Origin of the sequence: Niallia sp. FSL R7-0271 (genome assembly GCF_038005785.1) — a bacterium.
Lineage (GTDB): Bacteria > Bacillota > Bacilli > Bacillales > Cytobacillaceae > Niallia.
Genome location: NZ_JBBOTZ010000001.1, coordinates 3,126,951 through 3,141,969 on the forward strand (window position 1 = coordinate 3,126,951; position 15,019 = coordinate 3,141,969).

Genomic DNA, 15,019 nt, shown 5'->3' on the forward strand with positions numbered 1-15,019 from the left:
AGGCATTATGATTTAACCTTCCTCTCATCTGTCAAAGCAATTGCTTTGTGTGAATTGGCACCATGTCATACTTTGACGGTTGCCGGGCTTCATAGGGCACATCCCTCCACCTCTCTCGATAAGAGTATAGAATATATAGTTATAATAAGTTTGCTGAATAAATTTGATAGTCGTAATGTAACATGGGAAAACAGAAGGTGTCAATCATTTTTTTTAAGTTCCTAATATAGTGTTTTTTCTGAATTATATGTTTATTTATTGTAATATTTTCTAACAATAATATATATGGTTAACTTTTCTAAAAATACTGTCAATATCCCACTCAAAAGACTTACTCGACGATAATCCTCGGAAACACTTACAATTAATTAACATTATTTCAAAATAAAAACTTCCTTTAAATTAAGGAAGTTTTTGGTTAAGAGCAGCTTTTACACCAAGCTTGTTCATTAACATTCACTAGGTGAAACAGTGATTCTAATAGCAACAGTTTTCTCAAAGATGAATGAACTTCCACATCCTGCTCTTTCTTCGCACGTCGGAGCAGCACTCTGCCTTCAAAAACGTCTTCAATGGAGTTTCGGCTGCCTTTTAATAAAATAGTGTGGTTATCAGCAGTAGGCAGTACGGTAAAAACACCATTCTTTAATTCTAAATAAAAGCTGCTTTCTCCGCTTTCAACCTTAATAATAAAAGCTTCTCTTCTAAGCAGCGGTTTTATGACATGACTTTGATTCAAATTTTTCACTAACTGATTGAAAATATGCCCCATTGCTTCACACCCTCTATATTTTCATATAGTAGGTAATTCTGTTTTCTCCCATTATTCCCTCTAAAAACACCTAAATACTTTTAGACATGTTTCACCATTTCCCGGGAAATACAAAAAATCTTGTCGAATGGAATACTTGTTAGGAAGACATTTTCTCTAATAAATGTGGCACTGATTCGAAACGGTAGATTTTTTCTGTTAATTGTCCCTCCTGAAAAATTAACAGGCAGGGTACACTTTCTATTTTATACTCCTCTGCTAACTGAGGTGCATAGTTCAAATCCATTTTCCCTATCGATACATTATTGTGCATTGCTTCAACAACAGTAAGCATTTTGCTCGCCACCATGCATGTTCCGCACATCGGTGTGTATAAGTAAAGAAAGAACGGCTCCCTTTCCCGCTCCTTTAAAGCAGACCGCAGTCCGTCTTCTGTGCATTCAATCATGACTATCTCATCCTCATATCTAAAAATTTAGGGTAGATATCTATATTCGCCTGCAGCAATGCAGCCGCAATATGATGTTCAGGCGCACTTGCAACTTCCCGATACATTTTATCAATATATATATGCTCTGCTTCTGGCAATTCCTTTCTGAAGAGCTTTCTGATTTTTTCTCCAGATGCATCTGCATCAACAAGAATATAAACATCCTTGTCAAATAAGTCTTCAATAAGATCATCTAATTTCGAAATCCCGATTGTGCCATTCGTACAAATAATATCTACTGGTTCTCTTACAATATCCTTTACTTTCCGCTTATCTGATGTACCTTCGACAATAATAATTTTTTCCATTATAATCACCTGAAGTATTATTTTTGCAGCTAGTATCCCCGCATCTTGCAAGTTATATTATGTAATACTTTAACATATTGCTAATTGGAGTAAAAGTTATCGGCATTTGAAACGAAAAGAAGCACCAAAACGGTGCTTCTTTAACATCAATCTTCGTTTGTCATTTTATCATATTGTTCTGCTGTCATTAATTGCTCTGCATCGGCAATATTAGACGGCTCAATAATAACCATCCAAGCTTTTTCATATGGAGATTCATTTACGTATTCAGGATTATCACTTAAATCTTCGTTTACTTCTACTACTTTGCCGCTGATTGGCGCATATAGTTCAGAAACTGTCTTAACAGATTCTACGCTGCCGAAAGGCTCGTTCTTTGTTACTTCGTCTCCAACTTCTGGAAGCTCAACAAACACGATATCTCCCAATTCTGATTGAGCAAAATGTGTAATTCCAATACGCACATTTTCTCCTTCAACTTTTACCCATTCATGTTCTTCTGAATAACGCAAATCTTTCGGTGCACTCATGCAATATCCCTCCAAATAGATTAATATCCTTCAAGCGGCACAATTATGTCCAGCTTTCTTTAAAATCCTCTTCCTTAAACCCTAACGTAACCTTTTTTCCATCAGTTGTGAGAGGACGTTTGATCAGCATGCCATCAGAAGCCAGTATATCTAAAAGCTCTGAATTTGACATATCCTTCATTTTATCCTTCAAGCCAAGATCGCGATAACGCTGTCCGCTAGTATTAAAGAATTTCTTTAATTCCAAACCGCTGTTTTTATATAGGTCTTCAAGCGTAGAGCGTGAAGGAGGATTTTCAACTATATGTACGTCTTTGTAACTTACCCCGTTATCATCCAGCCATTTTTTGGCCTTGCGGCAAGTACTGCATTTAGGATACCAATAATATGTAAGTTCCATATGATCACCTTACTTACTTATGTATTTTTTTGAACATATAATTGAATATTATCATAAATTAGGACAAATTCATAACAATGTCTAATAAATATATCTTTATTATAAAGTAAAAAAGAGGAAAAACCTGCCGCAATTCAGGTTTCTCCTCTTTCTCGAACTTATACGACGTACTCATTGGCTTTAATAACACTTTCGGCAGCTTCACGCTTTAACGCAATCAGCGGCTTCGGCAGGAATCTAGTATATTTTTTTAAGATCGATAACGCAAAGCGCAAATCATCACCAGACTCCATATATGAAAGAGTATTAGTTGCTTCATTATGAATGATTTGGAAAGCCTCCTGGCAATATATTTCTGTATATAGAACCTTTTGTTTTTCTTCTGTATTTGATTTGGCTATAGCCTTCTCGGTCCGTAAAATACAGGATTCCATTGCATATAAGTGGGAAATCATTGTCGCAATATGAGCAAGCACCTCTTGCTGCTGGTCTGCTTCCATCATAAATTTTTTCGCCAGTAAGCCTAACAGCATGCTCACTGCTTTTTTACCATTTGTCACAAGCAGTTTTTCCTGGGAAAGAAGGCTGTCATCAGGCTCACTTGGGATAAAGGTGAACATTTCCTTTTCAACTGCTTTTGCTGCAGCTATTAACGGAACTTCCCCTTTCAGTGCTCTTCTTAAATAGTTACCTGTCACTGCCAACAGGTTAATTTCATTTGTTCCTTCAAAAATGCGGTTTATTCTGGAATCACGATACATTCTTGAAATCGCATACTCCTCCATAAACCCGTTACCGCCATGAAGCTGCAGACATTCATCAACGATTTTATCCAAAGCTTCAGACGCAAAGATTTTATTGAGGCTGCATTCCATACTGTATTCATTGACAAGCTTGGCGGGGATTTTCCAATCTTCTGTCCCCTCCAATGGATCAAGAGCTTCAGACAATAAACCAGCAGTCCGGTAAACAGAGCTTTCAGAAGCATAAAGGAGTGCTGCCATTGTAGCAACTTTTGCTTTTGTTAAGGGAAAACGTGAAATGGGGGTTTGAAATTGCTGACGATTATTAATATAAGGTATAGTTACTTTCAATGCTTCCTTACTTGCGCCAATTGCTCCCATACCTAGTTTAAATCTGCCAAGATTCAAAACATTAAGGGCAATTAAATGACCCTTGCCTTTTTCCCCGAGCAGATTCTCCTTTGGTACAAGGACATTATCGAGGATGACAGAACAAGTAGAGGAGCTTCTAATGCCTAGTTTATTTTCTTCCTGTCCAATAGATACACCAGGAAATTCACGTTCCACAATAAAAGCTGAATAGTCTTTGCCATCTACCTTGGCATACACAGTAAAGATGTCTGCAATCCCGGCATTAGTAATCCATTGCTTCTGACCTTTTAATATATAGTGCGTGCCTTCTTCATTCAATACGGCAGTTGTTTTTATTCCGAGGGCATCAGAACCGGCAGTTGGTTCTGTTAAGCAATAGGACGCAACTTTTTCGCCTGTAGCTAAGGAAGGCAAATATTTCTGCTTTTGCTGAACATTTCCGAATAAAATCAGGGGCAAAGATCCGATTCCGACATGAGCTCCATGTGTAATGGAAAAACCGCCGGCTATGGACATTTTCTCGGAAATAATGGCAGAGCTAATCTTATCAAGACCTGAACCGCCAAACATCTCAGGAACATCAGCTCCTAACAAACCTAGTTCGCCAGCTTCCTTCATTAATTCAAGCACCTTTTTAAAATCATGTTTCTCCATACTGTCAAGATGTGGCATAACAGCATTTCGGACAAAATCACTCGTCATTTCTCCAACAAGTTCATGTTCTTCCGAAAAATCCTCTGGTGTGTATACATCTTTCCAGCTCGTATCTTCAAGAAGAAAACTTGCGCCTTTTTTCATCATTTCTCCACTCCTTCTTTCTTAGTCACAATGGCAGCGGTTTGCCTGCAGTCAATAAGTACAGCATTCTGCGAAGTGTCTCCCTCTCCTTCAGTAAGTCAATGAATGCCTGCCTTTCCAAGCCAAGCAAATAATCTTCCTCCACTTCTGTCTGAATAGGCACATCGCCTCCAGTCAGGACATAAGCAAGTTTAGCTGCAATAATTTCCCCATGCTTTGTGATAGCGCCTTTGCTAGCAAAATCCTGCACCTTCTTTTGCAAAAGGTGGAAGCCTTCCTTGCCGGCCACTGGTATTTTCTTAACAACAGGTGGTTCATAACCTTTCTCAAACAGTTTGATTACTGTTTGCTTAGCTTCCTCCATAACATTAAGACTGTTAAAAGTAATACTATCTTGGCTGCTTAAAAAGCCAATTGTTTTCCCTTCCTCTGCTGAAGTGGATACATTGCTAGTCAATATTGCTTCAAAAGCCTTCGCTGCAGCTGTGATTAAATGACTGTGATCGATACCATCTTGTTCATCCAGCAAGTTCAAGTACAGCTCCTTTGTGCCTCCTCCGCCTGGAATCAGCCCTGCGCTTATTTCAACAAGACCGATATATGTTTCAATCGATGCATGAATTTTGGCAGCAGCAAGACAGATTTCCGCACCGCCGCCTAATGTTTTGCGATGGCTCGCTGCAACAACTGGCTTCTTACAGTATTTGATACGCTTTAGAGCTTCCTGAAACTCTTTCACCACAATTTCTAATTCTAAATAATCCTGATTTTGCCCTTCAAGCAGCATCATAGCCAAATTTGCTCCTGCACTGAAGTTCTTTCCGCTGCTTCCAATTACAAGACCTTTTATGCTGTCTGTGCTCTCTGCAATCGTTACAGCCTTATTTAGCATCTTTATCATATCCATACCGATAATATTATTTTGACTGTGCATTTCCAATAGCAGGACACCATCGTCCATATTAACTATGCTTGCTGCTTTATTACCTGCTATCACTTTTCCGCTTTGCCTTTTATGCTCTAGCCGATATTGATCGTTTGTCAGCGGTATTGGTTCATATTTGCCATTATGGTAGTAGGAGCGCTTCCCATCGACACTCTTATAAAAGCTTGTAAACCCATTTTTAATCATGTCTTCTATCCATTCTGGCAGCTTTTGGTTCTCACCCTTAAGTTTTTCGAGGGATTCCGTTAAGCCAATCTCATCCCATGTTTCAAAAGGACCTTGTTTGAAATTGAAGCCTGTTTTAATTGCTAAATCAATTTGAAAAATGTTTTCCGCAATCTCCAGTGCATGCTCACCAGAATAAAGCAGATACGGCATAACAGTTTTCCATAAAAAAACGCCTGTTGGGCTGCTGTCATAAATAAGCTCTTTCAGCTTTTCGCGGCTTTTGCTTCGTCTTGGGATTTGTTCCTCTACATATTGCATTGTATGATAATCAAGCACGAGCATTTTTTCTTTTGTTTTTTTATAAAAGCCTTGCTTTGTTTTCCTACCAAGCATCTTGTGATTAAGCATCTCCAGCAAGAAGACAGGAACCTTATACTGCTCTTTTTCCATCGTGTCTTCTGTCCTGTTGCGCACATTTTTAACAGTATGGAAAAAAGTATCTAATCCGACCATATCGAGTGTTTGGAAAGTGGCGCTTTTTGTCCTGCCAATAAATGGCCCTGTCAGCCTATCTACTTCACTTATGGTCAAATCCATTTGAACCATAGCATCTAATGTTGTAAGAAAGGCATGTGCCCCAATGCGGTTTGCAATAAAATTAGGTGTGTCCTTTGCTTCAACAACTACTCTTCCTAAGACAGTTTCAGCAAATGTTTTCATATAGGAAATTACTTCAGAGGAGGTTTTATTTGTTGGAATAAATTCAAGCAGCAATATATACCGGGGCGGGTTGAAAAAATGGGTTCCTAAAAAATGTGTTTGGAAATCCTCTGATAAGCCTTCTTTCATCTCAGTAATCGAAATTCCTGATGTATTACTGCTAATGATTGCTCCCTGTCTTCTCACTGCATCTACTTTGCAGAAAAGGGATTTCTTAGCATTTATGTCTTCTGTGATTGCCTCAATAATCCAATCAGCCTCTTTCAGGGCTTCGAAATCATCTTCCATATTGCCAATTTCTAAAAGCTGCTCGTTAGATGCCGAAGTAAGCATGCTCGGTTTGCTTAAACGGATCCGTTCAAGCGCTTGTGCAGCTAAACGGTTGCGAACCTTCTTGTCAGCAAGAGACAAATCAGCCGTTTTTTCTTCATCCAACAGGCTATCCGGGACCTTATCAAGGAGCAATGTAGAGATCCCGACATTAGCCAAATGCGCAGCAATAGCCGACCCCATGATTCCGGAGCCAATGACAGCCGCTTTCTTTATACTGTACATTCATTTTTCCTCCTTTTATTTATATTCATATGCAAATTTAGTAAATCCCTTCCTATCTACAATAAAAAACAATGATAAACTTCACAATAACCATATGCGGAAATTAGCTTACAGGAAAAAAGTTTAACCTTTAATTCTGTTCAAATAGGCCATCCTAAGGATATTAGCAAGGAGGTGACAATTATGGCTAAGATGAAAAAAAACCCTTCTAAAGGCGGAGTTAGTGCAGCTAGTGTAAAGGGAGATGCTGGCCCAACAGTAGAAAATGACGGCGGCGGCAAAAGGAACAGTCAAAACAATCAGTATAAAAAATAACAACTAGCTTTCATTCTTTATATAAACTTTTACAAGATATTGGAGGTTTTATCATGCAACAGCAATCAATGAGCAGCATGAGCCAAAATCAAGGGGTTATGATGGAGCCGCCTGAGATGGTGACAGTTAAAGATTCCTTGTACTTGGCAGATATGCTTTCCTGGAATCTCCTTGCGATGAAAAAGGCCCATTTCTTTGCTCAAAATATCCAGGATCAAAACATTAAGTTACAGGCAGAAAAATGCGGGCAAATGCATCAACAGCATTATGAGAAAATCTTAGCTCATTTAAATGAATCTAACCAAAGCAGTCTACAAGGACTGCAACAGCAGTGAACGGAGGTAGAGCATGAATCAGCAAAAAGTCCAAAATCCAGAAACACAAGTAGCCAAAACTCCACAAATGAATGACAGGGATTTCATCAATGATTTGCTGGCAACCGAAAAATACATGACTGCATCCTATTCTACAGCGCTTAATGAGGCAAGCAATGAGAAACTGTACGATGATTTGCTCAGCATTTTCACTGAAACGCAAAACATGCAGAGAGAGCTGTATGATCTCATGTTTCGTGAAGGCTGGTATAAGCTGGAATCAGCCGATCAGCAAAAATTGCAGCAAGCTTATCAGCAGTTTAAAGGATATGAGTCACAATTTCCTTATGGCAGCAGTTTGCAATAATAAAAAAATGCTAGTAGGCACAGGACTAGGAATAGTTGTCCTCCTACTAGCATCATATGATTTAATTTTTATTTTGCTTTTGATTATCATTTAAATTTTTTATTTCACTAATGATATCGACCACCTGCTGTTTCGCCTCAGGAAATTGACCATTCCAATGCTTCACTAAACTCGGCATTGATTTCGCCATCTGGTTGTAAAGCATCCAAATTTCCACTTCTTTCTTTAAGTGGTCATTTCCCTCTCCCAAAAGCAGCTCGGTGTATTTTGACAGTAATGAATCAAATTTCTCGAGAAATTCCTTATCCACTATTATTGCTCCCTCCCCATTTTTTGATTTGACATTATGTTCATTATATTTTATTATAAATTTAAATCAATTGATAATGATTATCAATCTTGATTAAACCGCACTAGCAGCTCACTATTATTTTTCCCCCTCATAAAAAAATAATAGAACCTGAGTCTGTACTAGAAAAAAAGATGTCCTAAGATTAGCAAGCTCCCATGGATCAGGAGCGCTGCTTATCAAAGGACATCTTTTTTTAATGACGTTATTCATCACTTGAAAACATATATTTTTTATAATGGTATCGAATGGAGAAAATTAGCCCGATTGCTAGCATATTTCCAAGCAAAGAACTTCCTCCGTAGCTGATGAACGGCAAAGGAATACCTGTGATTGGCAAAACACCAACAGTCATCCCGATATTTTGGAACACGTGGAATGTCACCATGCTGATAACCCCAACACATATGCATGTATAAAAGGAATTTTTTGTTTCAAGTGCAACCTTCGTAATATGGTAAATGAGCAGGAAAAACAAGCTGATGATAATGCTTGCGCCAATAAAGCCAAATTCTTCTCCGACTACACTAAAGATAAAATCAGTGTGGTTTTCGGGAAGCACTACTTCATTTGTACCTATTCCCTTTCCTGTTGTTTGACCTGATCCGATCGCAAGCAAGGATTGGGTTAAATGATAACCTGTTGAACTTTGGTAGTTATAAGGATCAATCCAAGAGTATATCCGTCCGAACTGATACTCCTTCACTCCTAAGTATTTCTCCAGCCACTCAGGATGCCATATAACCATATATAAAATCGATGTAGCAAGCGTTACTCCGCCAATAAAAATGGGAGCTATTATCTTCCATGTGATGCCTGAAATGAAAATCATCCCAACCATAATAGCAATAAGTACAAGAGACGTACCTAAATCCGGCTGCTGCATGACGAGCAGCAATGGAGCAAACGTAATACCACCTATTTTCAACAGCAATAAGAAATCCGTCTGCAAAGTTTTAACCAGATGCTTTTCCTGATGGTCTACAATAACTTTCGATAAAATCAGGATTAAAAATACTTTAACAAACTCTGATGGCTGCAAGGAAAAGCCCGGAAGCGTGAACCAGCTTTTTGCTCCGTTTATTTCACGGGCAATACTGCTTGGCGCAACAATCAGCAGCAATAATAAGACAATTCCAATGCCATACAAATACCAGGATAGTTTCTTAAGCTGATCAGAATCCAGCTGCATAATCCCAGCTATAATTCCAGTTCCAATAACATAAAAGACAACCTGTTTAATTACAAAACTTGAATCGGCACTGTATATGGCAATAAGACTTGCCAAGCTTAACAACATTAATATAAGTACAAGTGTAAAATCTATTTTTGAAGTATTTCTGTTTGGGGTCATATTTCATTACTCCTCGAATATGTGAAACTTTAAGGTTTTAAAATGTCAAAAAAACAAGATAAGCTCATTAATAGTTTGTACAATTCTTCATTATATTTGTAATTGCAGCAAATAACAACTTTCGACAAGCATTTAATCAAAATTTAATGTTTGTTACCCCCAAAAATCTTTCCAATAAAAAAAGAAGCTTAGAAAAAGCTTCTTACAGAGACTGTTGGCAAACACCTTTAAAGTAGTAGATATCTCGCTTATGAGCAACAGAAATCACTCGCTGCTTGTGTGAGACTCAGTCTCACTAATTGAAGTAGAAGTTACCCCAATTAAACTAACTGCTCCTTTTCACCAACAAATAAAGAGAGTTACTGAGTTACTTACGATATATTTGCGTCACTTCCACTAATTCATCTGCAATTTTTGCAAGTGATTGAGTGGACACTGTAATTTCTTCAATTGCAGCCAGCTGTTCTTGTGATGATGCGGATACATTCATGGAGTTTTGGCTGTTTTCTTTGGCAATGCTAGTAACTTGATCGACAGAACCTGCGACTTCAACAATGCTGGCATTGATGTTTTTCGCTGCATCAAGGATATTTTCCATCTGTGCACTCATATTCTCCATGCTGCTTGAAATCATATTGAATTTTTCCTTCGTGTTGTTGGTAATATTGATTCCGTCTTTAACTTCATCTGTCACTCTTCTCATTGTTTTCACAGATGTGAGAGTATCTTTTTGAATTTCATTAACTAATACAGCAATTTGTTTAGCTGACTGATTTGATTGTTCTGCAAGCTTTCTGACCTCTTCTGCAACAACGGCAAAGCCTTTTCCAGCTTCTCCTGCTCTTGCTGCCTCAATAGCAGCATTAAGAGCAAGCAAATTTGTCTGATCAGCAATTTCTGTGATGACCTTCAAGAATTGGCCAATTTCTTGGGAACGTTCCTGCAGAAGTTCAATGGTTGTGTTCGACTCTTTCACTGAATTTTGTATTAAACTCATTTGCTGAACGGTGCTATCCACAACGGCTTGTCCTTCTTTAGCCCCCTGCACTGTTTCATTAGTAGATGTAACCATCGCTTCTGTGTTTTTTGCGATATCTCTTATTTCATTGTTAACAACAGCGACAGCGTCTGCTACACTCTCCATTCCCCTTGTCTGTTCCTCTGATCCAACTGCAACACTTTGAATCGCTGCAGAAATTTGTTCCGATACATGGCTTGTTTCAACTGCATTAGCAGTCAATATTTCTGCAGAGGAATTAACCATGTCTGCTGTTTCATTTACCTTATCAACCATTGCCTTAATAGAGTCCTTCATTAAGACAAATTCATCTGTGAGCTGTCCGATTTCATCGTTAGATTTTTTTTGCAGAGTATTATCAAGATGTCCTTGGCGTATTTCCTTAGTCGCAGCAAGCAAACTTTTAATAGGCTTAATAATAATTCTTCGCGTAAAGAAAGAAGCAATTAACGTAGTGAATACTAAGTTAATAACTGTATTAATAATCATGCCTAATTCTGGCGCAAAGATTCCTGCCTCTCTAAGCATTTCATTTAGTTGTATGGAAATAGGCGTGCTTATTATTGTAGCCAACACTATTATAAAAGCTATTTTTGTTCGTAAACTATGAAACAAATTTTTCTTTTTCATATACAACCGCCCTAACTATTGTTTTTATAGGATATTATACCTAATTATTTTAGGTAAATATAGCACGAAATTAGTATACCAGTCATCCTTTTTGCTTTTCCTTTGAAATAATTCAAAACTTTTATACTATAACATATAAAAAAAGGACCATTATGTGCATTCCACATAATGGTCAAAAGTGAGAGGAGGTTATGGGGTTACGGTATAAAGAAAAGCGCTGTATTTCTTTCGGAAAAGATGATACAAGCTATTCTTTATACTTATTAGATATGCTTTTTCTGACGAAAAGTGAGGGCTTATCCCCTTTTCAGCTGAAAAAGGGCAAGCATCTTACCTTTTCCTTTATAAGGTTTGTCCTGTCTCCGCTTCTAAACATACAAGTCAAGCCATATATTATACAGATTGTATTTACTTAGGGAGCTGTATGTAAGGAGGTTACTCTTTGGAAAAACTAAAAAGACTCACTAGTGTTCAATATTGCATGCTTTGGACATTTATCAGCACGCTGATCTTCTATGCTGCAACAGATATCTCCGTGTACACGGTCGCTGCACTAATTGCAGGAATTGTACTTTCCTTCATCAACCTGCTGGAAGATGAGGTCATCCATCAAAAAATACGTGGAGATTAATTTTTTTTTAATTTCATGTATAAAAACAAAAAAAAGGGACCACAATGTTATTACAAAGTGTAATTCCCCCTTTTGTTAAAGAGGTATTAGGCCATCATCCCCCCTAAGGATTTTTTAGCCGAATACCTCTTTTTTTTATTGCAGCAACTGCAGAAATTTTTTCGTCCTTGCTTCCTTAGGAGCAGAGAAAAACTCCTCTGGAGTTCCTTTTTCCACAATATAACCGCCGTCCATAAACAGGACTTCGTCTGCTGCTTCTCTGGCAAATTTCATTTCATGTGTGACGACAATCATCGTCATCCCTTCTTTGGCAAGATCCTTCATTACCTTTAAAACCTCACCGACAAGCTCTGGGTCAAGTGCTGATGTTGGCTCGTCAAAGAGCATTACTTCCGGCTCCATTGCCAGCGCTCTTGCGATGCCTACACGCTGCTGCTGTCCTCCAGACAGCTGAAATGGATAAAAATCAAGCTTATCAGCCAAGCCAACTTTTGCAAGAAGCAGTTCCGCTTTCTTCCTTGCTTTTTCTTTGTCTTCTTTTTTGACGATAACAGGTCCTTCCATCACATTTTGCAATGCAGTCTTATGCGGGAATAAGTTATAGCCTTGAAAGACCATGCCTGTTAATTTTCGAAACTCTGTCACTTCTCTTTTGGAAACCTTTTGAGAAAAATCGATGCTTTTATTACTGATGCCAATCGTTCCTCCTGAAGGTGTTTCAAGCAAATTTAAACAGCGAAGCATTGTCGTTTTCCCTGATCCTGATGGTCCGATTACAACAATTACTTTCCCTTTATCAACATCCAAGTTGATATCCTTCAATACTTCCAGCTCTCCAAAGCTTTTGGACAAACCTTTAATGTTAATCATATGGCATCCTCCTTCCTGCGCAAAAGTGCGTGCCTATTTAAGTAAATGCCTGCTGAATCGATCTTCCAGCCTTTGCTGAACGATGGATAATGGGAAACATATCAACCAATAAAGCAGAGCTACTTCTGAATACAATAATAAAAACTCGTAGTTGGTGCTTGCAATCTCCTGTGCTTTCCGGAACATTTCTGTCACTAGAATTAGGGCAGCAAGCGATGTATCCTTCACCAAGCTGATGAAAGTATTAGATAACGGCGGCAGTGATACTCGTGCTGCTTGTGGAAGGATAACTCTTTTTAAATTTTGTGTATATGTCATCCCAATCGAGTACCCTGCTTCCCATTGTCCCTTAGGAATACTGGAAATGGAGGCACGGACAATTTCTGACGCATAAGCCCCGACATTCAAAGAAAAGCCGATAATTGCTGCCGGCACTGGATCGATGGTAAGATCCTCACTTAAATTTGGAAGACCGTAAAAAATGATAAACAGCTGTACTAATAATGGCGTCCCCCTAATGATGGAAACATATATACGAGCAATAATTTGAAAAATCTTTATGCTTGATAACCGTGCTAACGCGGTTACTACTGCGAGTATAAGACCGATGATAAATGACGCAATGGCTAAAGGCAACGAATACAAAAAGGCCCCCTTCAGCAAAGGCAGAAGGGAACTTGTTGCTATATCCGTATATCGTTGGAGCTGCTCCGGATCTGTGAAGATATTATTTAAGAACATCTTCCCCGAACCATTTCTCAGATATTTTTGTGTATGTGCCATCATCGATCATATCTTGAAGTGCTTTATTGACTTCATCCACTAAAGAATCGCTGCCTTTTCTGAACATTAAGCCACTTTGTGCAACATCATCTGCTGTATCAGCAATCACGATATCTACATCAGGCTTTTGTTTTTTGTAATCTAAGAAGGATAGCTTATCATTAACTGTTGCATCAACACGGTTAGAGTTTAGCAATTCAACCGCTTGGTTAAAGCCATCAATACCGACAAGTTCAGCACCGTATGACTCTGCTGTTTTCGCATAGTTGCTTGTTAAGGACTGAGCTGATTTCTTCCCTTTAAGATCCTCAAAACTCTTAATGTCTGAATCAGACTTTGTAACTAAAACAGCAGTTGAAGAAATATATGGATCAGAGAATAGGTATTTTTCTTTTCTCTCATCATTAATCCCAACTTGGTTTGCAATCATATCAAAGCGTTTTGCATCAAGACCTGCAAAGATTGCATCCCATTGTGTTTCTTTAAATTCTACGTCGACACCAAGACGCTTGCCCACTTCTTTAGCAATCTCCACGTCAAATCCAGTTAAGTCGCCTGTTTTTTCATCATGAAAAGTAAACGGAGCATATGTACCTTCTGTACCAACGACAAGCTTTCCATCACTTTTCACTTTTTCAAGAAGATCCTCACTGCTGCTGTCAGCATTTGAATCTTCTTTTTCTGCATTGCTGCCACATGCAGCCAATGCTATAGTTAAACTTAATAATAAGCATAGCAGTAAACTAAATTTCTTCATGCAAAAATCCTCCTAATTCCGATATGTCTTGTCAGACAAAAGCTATCATATTATATCGTGAAGTTATTTGTCAAAACATATTTACTTTCAACTATATTTTCACCAAAAGTCTGCTTGTTAACCGCATTTTTATAAAAGAGAGCAAAAAAATAACCATCATTTGATGGCTAGGAAATATGAATAAGTGCAAAAGAAAAATGAAAATAACTTAAAAGGAAGAGATAGGCTGCAAATGAAAATAATGTTGCAGTTTCCCTTCATATATATGCTCCATTTTATAATCATCAAGCAAGTCATACGGCGTTACTAATGATGGGTGCTTATTCCAATACAAAGCTCCGCTTTCATGAAGAACGGAAGCAACAAACTGTGAGCAAAAATACGCGTTTTTACGCGGAAAAGGAATGTTTAACATAATAAAGAATAAACCGAGCAAATTGTAGCGGTAACAATGCTTTTCTTTTTCAATCTGCTGAATAATCTCCTTCATCTTATCAAGCTGCTCTTTTGTGACGCGAATGCTGTAAATCGCGCAACACGCATTTCTAAAGAAGTCATCCCTTATATCTTCTCTGACAAATCCGCCTATAAACGGATTATTCGGCTTCTTTCGTCCAAAGCTGTAAACCTCAATCAACTGGGAGTCAAAAGAAATAGAGGCATGGTTATGCGGTTTTTTTGTAAAAAGCTTAATGCACCGTGTAAACAAGGTGCCAGTATCACTTAGTATTAAATAAACAATATGCTCATCCATTCTTTACCTCCACCAAAAAACCGTTTTATTGTATAACGACTAACATATGCAAAAAGTTTCCATTTATTGAAAAAA

General features: G+C 38.1%; 18 protein-coding genes and 1 riboswitch. Of the genes, 4 read left to right on the plus strand and 14 right to left on the minus strand.

Annotated elements, in window-relative coordinates:
* Positions 1-21: 21 nt before the first annotated feature.
* Positions 22-125, minus strand: a riboswitch (SAM riboswitch).
* Between the two features lie 293 nt (positions 126-418).
* From MKX82_RS16055 to MKX82_RS16085, 7 genes are all read right to left on the minus strand, one after another.
* On the minus strand, positions 419-772 hold the full coding sequence (locus MKX82_RS16055; protein WP_233316506.1) for a hypothetical protein: 354 nt from the start codon (positions 770-772) through the stop codon (positions 419-421).
* A gap of 139 nt (positions 773-911) precedes the next feature.
* Entirely contained in the window at positions 912-1,220 is a 309-nt protein-coding gene (locus tag MKX82_RS16060) for a thioredoxin family protein (RefSeq protein WP_233316507.1), read from the minus strand.
* A gap of 2 nt (positions 1,221-1,222) precedes the next feature.
* Positions 1,223-1,570, minus strand: coding sequence for a toprim domain-containing protein (locus tag MKX82_RS16065; RefSeq protein WP_233316508.1), 348 nt, complete (start codon positions 1,568-1,570; stop codon positions 1,223-1,225).
* A gap of 146 nt (positions 1,571-1,716) precedes the next feature.
* Complete coding sequence (gene gcvH, locus MKX82_RS16070) at positions 1,717-2,100, minus strand: glycine cleavage system protein GcvH (RefSeq protein WP_233316509.1); 384 nt, start codon at positions 2,098-2,100, stop codon at positions 1,717-1,719.
* Positions 2,101-2,143: 43 nt separating this feature from the next.
* Positions 2,144-2,500 (minus strand): arsenate reductase family protein, encoded by a 357-nt coding sequence (locus MKX82_RS16075; protein ID WP_341078371.1) that lies wholly within the window; start codon positions 2,498-2,500, stop codon positions 2,144-2,146.
* A 158-nt stretch (positions 2,501-2,658) separates the two neighbouring features.
* Positions 2,659-4,413 (minus strand): acyl-CoA dehydrogenase family protein, encoded by a 1,755-nt coding sequence (locus MKX82_RS16080; RefSeq protein ID WP_445738847.1) that lies wholly within the window; start codon positions 4,411-4,413, stop codon positions 2,659-2,661.
* A 25-nt stretch (positions 4,414-4,438) separates the two neighbouring features.
* Positions 4,439-6,802, minus strand: a complete 2,364-nt coding sequence (locus tag MKX82_RS16085) for a 3-hydroxyacyl-CoA dehydrogenase/enoyl-CoA hydratase family protein (protein ID WP_341078378.1) — start codon at positions 6,800-6,802, stop codon at positions 4,439-4,441.
* A 183-nt stretch (positions 6,803-6,985) separates the two neighbouring features.
* On the opposite strand from MKX82_RS16085, the gene MKX82_RS16090 reads away from it, so the two are divergent.
* Genes MKX82_RS16090 through MKX82_RS16100 form a run of 3 tightly spaced genes read left to right on the plus strand, consistent with a single transcriptional unit; the run spans position 6,986 to position 7,798 of the window.
* A complete protein-coding gene (locus tag MKX82_RS16090; RefSeq protein ID WP_233316513.1) occupies positions 6,986-7,117 on the plus strand; it encodes a YuzL family protein in 132 nt (43 codons plus the stop codon).
* Between the two features lie 53 nt (positions 7,118-7,170).
* A complete protein-coding gene (locus MKX82_RS16095) occupies positions 7,171-7,452 on the plus strand; it encodes a hypothetical protein (protein ID WP_233316514.1) in 282 nt (93 codons plus the stop codon).
* Positions 7,453-7,465: 13 nt separating this feature from the next.
* A complete protein-coding gene (locus MKX82_RS16100) occupies positions 7,466-7,798 on the plus strand; it encodes a spore coat protein (protein WP_237941854.1) in 333 nt (110 codons plus the stop codon).
* 61 nt (positions 7,799-7,859) lie between these two features.
* On the opposite strand, the gene MKX82_RS16105 is transcribed toward MKX82_RS16100, so the two are convergent.
* From MKX82_RS16105 to MKX82_RS16115, 3 genes are all read right to left on the minus strand, one after another.
* Positions 7,860-8,108, minus strand: a complete 249-nt coding sequence (locus MKX82_RS16105) for a DUF2573 family protein (protein WP_233316516.1) — start codon at positions 8,106-8,108, stop codon at positions 7,860-7,862.
* A 244-nt stretch (positions 8,109-8,352) separates the two neighbouring features.
* Positions 8,353-9,501, minus strand: coding sequence for an FtsW/RodA/SpoVE family cell cycle protein (locus MKX82_RS16110; RefSeq protein ID WP_233316517.1), 1,149 nt, complete (start codon positions 9,499-9,501; stop codon positions 8,353-8,355).
* A gap of 367 nt (positions 9,502-9,868) precedes the next feature.
* Positions 9,869-11,149 (minus strand): methyl-accepting chemotaxis protein, encoded by a 1,281-nt coding sequence (locus MKX82_RS16115; RefSeq protein ID WP_341078388.1) that lies wholly within the window; start codon positions 11,147-11,149, stop codon positions 9,869-9,871.
* 481 nt (positions 11,150-11,630) lie between these two features.
* Between MKX82_RS16115 and MKX82_RS16120 the strand changes: the two genes are divergently transcribed.
* Entirely contained in the window at positions 11,631-11,780 is a 150-nt protein-coding gene (locus MKX82_RS16120) for a hypothetical protein (RefSeq protein WP_341078393.1), read from the plus strand.
* A 135-nt stretch (positions 11,781-11,915) separates the two neighbouring features.
* On the opposite strand, the gene MKX82_RS16125 is transcribed toward MKX82_RS16120, so the two are convergent.
* The 4 genes from MKX82_RS16125 to MKX82_RS16140 form a co-directional block, all read right to left on the minus strand.
* A complete protein-coding gene (locus tag MKX82_RS16125) occupies positions 11,916-12,650 on the minus strand; it encodes an amino acid ABC transporter ATP-binding protein (RefSeq protein WP_233316520.1) in 735 nt (244 codons plus the stop codon).
* A 33-nt stretch (positions 12,651-12,683) separates the two neighbouring features.
* Positions 12,684-13,391, minus strand: a complete 708-nt coding sequence (locus MKX82_RS16130) for an amino acid ABC transporter permease (RefSeq protein ID WP_341078397.1) — start codon at positions 13,389-13,391, stop codon at positions 12,684-12,686.
* Complete coding sequence (locus MKX82_RS16135) at positions 13,378-14,190, minus strand: amino acid ABC transporter substrate-binding protein (protein ID WP_233316522.1); 813 nt, start codon at positions 14,188-14,190, stop codon at positions 13,378-13,380. Before MKX82_RS16135 ends, MKX82_RS16130 begins: the two co-directional genes overlap by 14 nt.
* Positions 14,191-14,398: 208 nt before the next feature.
* On the minus strand, positions 14,399-14,944 hold the full coding sequence (locus MKX82_RS16140; RefSeq protein WP_233316523.1) for a hypothetical protein: 546 nt from the start codon (positions 14,942-14,944) through the stop codon (positions 14,399-14,401).
* Between the last annotated feature and the right edge of the window lie 75 nt (positions 14,945-15,019).

Coding starts and splice junctions, on each gene's coding strand:
- MKX82_RS16140 (WP_233316523.1), bottom strand. CDS start 14,944: ATGGATGAGCATATTGTTTATTTAATACTAAGTGATACTGGCACCTTG.
- MKX82_RS16115 (WP_341078388.1), bottom strand. CDS start 11,149: ATGAAAAAGAAAAATTTGTTTCATAGTTTACGAACAAAAATAGCTTTT.
- MKX82_RS16100 (WP_237941854.1), top strand. CDS start 7,466: ATGAATCAGCAAAAAGTCCAAAATCCAGAAACACAAGTAGCCAAAACT.
- gcvH (WP_233316509.1), bottom strand. CDS start 2,100: ATGAGTGCACCGAAAGATTTGCGTTATTCAGAAGAACATGAATGGGTA.
- MKX82_RS16110 (WP_233316517.1), bottom strand. CDS start 9,501: ATGACCCCAAACAGAAATACTTCAAAAATAGATTTTACACTTGTACTT.
- MKX82_RS16075 (WP_341078371.1), bottom strand. CDS start 2,500: ATGGAACTTACATATTATTGGTATCCTAAATGCAGTACTTGCCGCAAG.
- MKX82_RS16095 (WP_233316514.1), top strand. CDS start 7,171: ATGCAACAGCAATCAATGAGCAGCATGAGCCAAAATCAAGGGGTTATG.
- MKX82_RS16085 (WP_341078378.1), bottom strand. CDS start 6,802: ATGTACAGTATAAAGAAAGCGGCTGTCATTGGCTCCGGAATCATGGGG.
- MKX82_RS16120 (WP_341078393.1), top strand. CDS start 11,631: ATGCTTTGGACATTTATCAGCACGCTGATCTTCTATGCTGCAACAGAT.
- MKX82_RS16080 (WP_445738847.1), bottom strand. CDS start 4,413: ATGAAAAAAGGCGCAAGTTTTCTTCTTGAAGATACGAGCTGGAAAGAT.
- MKX82_RS16135 (WP_233316522.1), bottom strand. CDS start 14,190: ATGAAGAAATTTAGTTTACTGCTATGCTTATTATTAAGTTTAACTATA.
- MKX82_RS16090 (WP_233316513.1), top strand. CDS start 6,986: ATGGCTAAGATGAAAAAAAACCCTTCTAAAGGCGGAGTTAGTGCAGCT.
- MKX82_RS16060 (WP_233316507.1), bottom strand. CDS start 1,220: ATGATTGAATGCACAGAAGACGGACTGCGGTCTGCTTTAAAGGAGCGG.
- MKX82_RS16125 (WP_233316520.1), bottom strand. CDS start 12,650: ATGATTAACATTAAAGGTTTGTCCAAAAGCTTTGGAGAGCTGGAAGTA.
- MKX82_RS16065 (WP_233316508.1), bottom strand. CDS start 1,570: ATGGAAAAAATTATTATTGTCGAAGGTACATCAGATAAGCGGAAAGTA.
- MKX82_RS16055 (WP_233316506.1), bottom strand. CDS start 772: ATGGGGCATATTTTCAATCAGTTAGTGAAAAATTTGAATCAAAGTCAT.
- MKX82_RS16130 (WP_341078397.1), bottom strand. CDS start 13,391: ATGTTCTTAAATAATATCTTCACAGATCCGGAGCAGCTCCAACGATAT.